This window comes from Yoonia sp. (assembly GCF_030731595.1).
GTDB lineage: Bacteria > Pseudomonadota > Alphaproteobacteria > Rhodobacterales > Rhodobacteraceae > Yoonia.
This window is the reverse complement of sequence record NZ_JANQTS010000089.1, coordinates 1-3,177: the sequence shown is the minus strand read 5'-3', so window position 1 is coordinate 3,177 and position 3,177 is coordinate 1. Positions and strand designations below refer to the sequence as shown.

4 protein-coding genes are annotated in these 3,177 nt (G+C 61.3%); 3 read left to right on the top strand and 1 reads right to left on the bottom strand.

Annotated features, from left to right (window positions below):
* Positions 1–1,148: sarcosine oxidase subunit beta family protein (locus NWQ23_RS10535; protein ID WP_306166308.1), on the bottom strand; the 1,148-nt coding region annotated here is incomplete at its 3' end.
* Positions 1,149–1,353: 205 nt separating this feature from the next.
* On the opposite strand from NWQ23_RS10535, the gene ccmI reads away from it, so the two are divergent.
* From ccmI to NWQ23_RS10520, 3 genes are all read left to right on the top strand, one after another.
* The gene (gene ccmI, locus NWQ23_RS10530) at positions 1,354–2,550 is read left to right on the top strand and encodes a c-type cytochrome biogenesis protein CcmI (RefSeq protein ID WP_306166307.1); all 1,197 of its coding nucleotides are present in this window, start codon (positions 1,354–1,356) and stop codon (positions 2,548–2,550) included.
* The gene (gene ruvX / locus NWQ23_RS10525) at positions 2,547–3,023 is read left to right on the top strand and encodes a Holliday junction resolvase RuvX (protein ID WP_306166306.1); all 477 of its coding nucleotides are present in this window, start codon (positions 2,547–2,549) and stop codon (positions 3,021–3,023) included. Before ccmI ends, ruvX begins: the two co-directional genes overlap by 4 nt.
* On the top strand, positions 3,020–3,177 hold a 158-nt coding region (locus NWQ23_RS10520; protein WP_306166309.1), incomplete at its 3' end, for a DUF1289 domain-containing protein. The genes ruvX and NWQ23_RS10520, both read left to right, overlap by 4 nt.

Genomic DNA, 3,177 nt, shown 5'->3' with positions numbered 1-3,177 from the left:
GCCATCAGTTCCGCCATCGCCCAGCCTGATCCGGGGATCGCCTTGAACCCGCCGGTGCCCCAACCGCAGTTGACGAACACGCCCTCGACAGGCGTTTTCGACAGGATCGGAGAGCGGTCGCCCGTGACATCCACGATCCCGCCCCATTGGCGCAGCATCTTCAGCCGCGCGATCATCGGGAAGGTTTCGACCAAGGCGCGCACGGTTTCCTCGATATGGTGGAAAGACCCGCGCTGGGTGTAGTTGTTATAGCCGTCGGTGCCGCCGCCGATCACCATCTCGCCCTTGTCGGACTGGGACATATAGCCATGCACGGTATTCGCCATGACAACCACATCCATGCACGGCTTGATCGGCTCTGACACCAGCGCCTGCAAGGCCACGCTTTCAATCGGCAGACGGAAACCGGCCATTTTCGCCAGCACGCCCGAATGGCCCGCCACGACCATCCCCAACTTGTCGCAATCAATCGGCCCTTTGGAGGTATCAACGCCCACGACCTTGCCGTTCTGCTGGCGCACGGCGGTGACTTCGCACTGCTGGATCACATCCATGCCCATATCCGAACAGGCCCGCGCATAGCCCCAAGCCACCGCATCATGCCGCGCGGTGCCGCCGCGTGCTTGGTAAAGGCCGCCCAGCACCGGATAGCGGGGCCCGTCGATGTTCATGATCGGGCAAAGTTCTTTCACCCGCTCTGGACCGATCCATTCGGTTTTGACGCCCTGCAAAGCATTGGCATGCGCTGTGCGCTGGTAACCGCGGATTTCGTGCTGGGTCTGGGCCAGCATGATGACGCCACGCGGGCTGAACATCACGTTATAGTTCAAGTCCTGAGACATCGTCTCGTACAGGGAGCGAGATTTCTCGTAGATCGCGGCAGACGGGTCCTGAAGATAGTTTGAGCGGATAATCGTCGTATTCCGCCCTGTATTCCCGCCGCCCAGCCAGCCTTTTTCCAAGATCGCCACGTTGGTGATGCCGAAATTCTTGCCAAGGTAATAGGCTGTCGCCAAACCATGCCCGCCAGCACCCACGATAATCACATCGTATTTCTTTTTGGGCTCACGCTTGGCCCAAGCGCGATCCCAGCCGGTATGTTGGCGCATGGCCTCTCGGGCAACGGCAAAGGCGGAATATCGTTTCATCGGGGTCCCAGAATCCTTGAATGTGGCGGGTCGCGCCTGCGTATCCTATCTGGACTGGGCGCGAACCCAAGTGGATACTCACAGCGGCGTATGTATTGCGTTTTACGACATGCCTGAGAATGTTGTGAATTGCCACAGGGTCGCAGGCCCTTTTCACCGGCCGCTTGGGTGGTTATGTGAACGGCACCAAAGGAAGTGGGGACCGATGATATTCTGGTTTGTATGTGCGGTTTTGACCTTGGCTGTCAGCGCGGTGATCGTGACACCGCTGTTGCGCCCCAAGGCCGTGGACAACGATAACCCCGACATCGCCATTTACCGCGCTCAACTGGACGAGATCGACCGCGACCTCGAGCGCGAACTGCTGGAAACCGACGAGGCAGAGCGCGCCCGCGCCGAAGTGGCGCGCCGCCTGCTGACTGCGAACAAGGCGACACGCGGCCCTTTGACAGGCGCTGTGCCAACACGCTGGCTTTCTGTCACTGTCGGCGTTCTGGTCGTGGCGCTCAGTTTCGGCGTCTATAGAAGCATTGGCGCACCGGGCTATCCCGATCTGCCACTGAGCGCACGGTTGGCCGCCAGCGAGGAAATGCGCGCCAACCGCCCGTCCCAAGCCGCACTTGAAGCAGCCGCCCCGACGCCGCCTGCGGTGGATGTGCCTGATGATTACCGCGCCGCGATCGCACAGTTGCGCACTATCGCACCAACCCGTCCTGACGATCTCGAAGCCTGGACGCGCCTTGCCTTTCACGAAGTGGAGTTGCGCAACTATGCCGGTGCAGCCCGCGCGCAAGAACAGGTGATCGCGATCAAGGGCGATCCGACCCCGTTGATCGAACTCCAGCGCCTGCTTGACCTCAAGGTCGTGGCGGCCGGCGGGTTCATCTCGCCCGAGGCCGAAGTGCTGATCCGCGATATGCTCGATCGTGATGCAGGCAATGTCGCCGCCCGCTACTATCTGGGTGCGCTTTATAACCAGACTGACCGCCCCGATCTGGCCTTGCGGTTCTGGCGCGACATCATCGAGGCAGGCGATCCCAACAACTTTCACGTGGCCAGCGCCCGCGCTCAAGTCAGTGACGCTGCCTTCCGCGCAGGTGTGGAATATGCGGTCCCCGAACAACGCGGCCCCACATTCGAACAGATGGATGCCGCATCCGAGATGTCCGCCGAAGACCAACAAGCGATGATCGGTGGCATGGTCGCAGGGCTGGCCGAACGGCTGGCCACCGAAGGCGGGCCTGCGCAAGACTGGGCGCGTCTGATCCGCGCCTACGGCGTCTTGGGCGAAACAGAATCCGCACGCGCCGTCTGGACCGAAGCCCAGCAGGTTTTCGTCAGCAGCATGCGGGGCATGGAAATCCTGACCAATGCGGCCCGCGATGCGGGCTTGCTTGAATGATCTGCGAAACACCGCAGGACTTTGTCGCCGCACTGCCCATGACAGGGGCCATCGCGGGGCTTGATCTGGGCACGGTGACGATCGGGGTGGCGGTTTCGGACAGTCTGCGCTCTGTCGCGACCCCGCTTGAGACGATCAGGCGCAAGAAATTCGGGGTGGATGCCGCCAGATTGCTGGAACTCACAACGCATCGGCTTGTCACGGGCCTCGTGCTGGGATTGCCGATGAATATGGACGGCTCCGAGGGGCCGCGCTGTCAGGCCACCCGCGCCTTTGCGCGCAATCTGGAACGGCTGACCCCCCTGCCGATCACCTATTGGGATGAACGCCTGTCCACGGTCGCCGCCGAACGGGCATTACTTGAGGCGGATACGTCACGAAAACGTCGCGCCGAGGTGATCGACCATGTTGCCGCAGGCTATATCCTGCAAGGTATGCTAGACCGCATGGCACATCTAAGGAATCACGCGTGACGAAACCCGAAAACACCGATCACATCTGGGCAAGGGCCGAAATCGAAAGCCCCTGCATCAAGATCTGCGTGATCGAACCGCAAAGCAGGCTCTGCACAGGGTGCCTGCGGTCGATAGACGAAATCGGCGCATGGTCACGGATGACACCAGAGGC

Excerpts from the sequence above, each read along its gene's own strand:
- ruvX (WP_306166306.1), top strand. The coding sequence starts at position 2,547 with ATGATCTGCGAAACACCGCAGGACTTTGTCGCCGCACTGCCCATGACA.
- ccmI (WP_306166307.1), top strand. The coding sequence starts at position 1,354 with ATGATATTCTGGTTTGTATGTGCGGTTTTGACCTTGGCTGTCAGCGCG.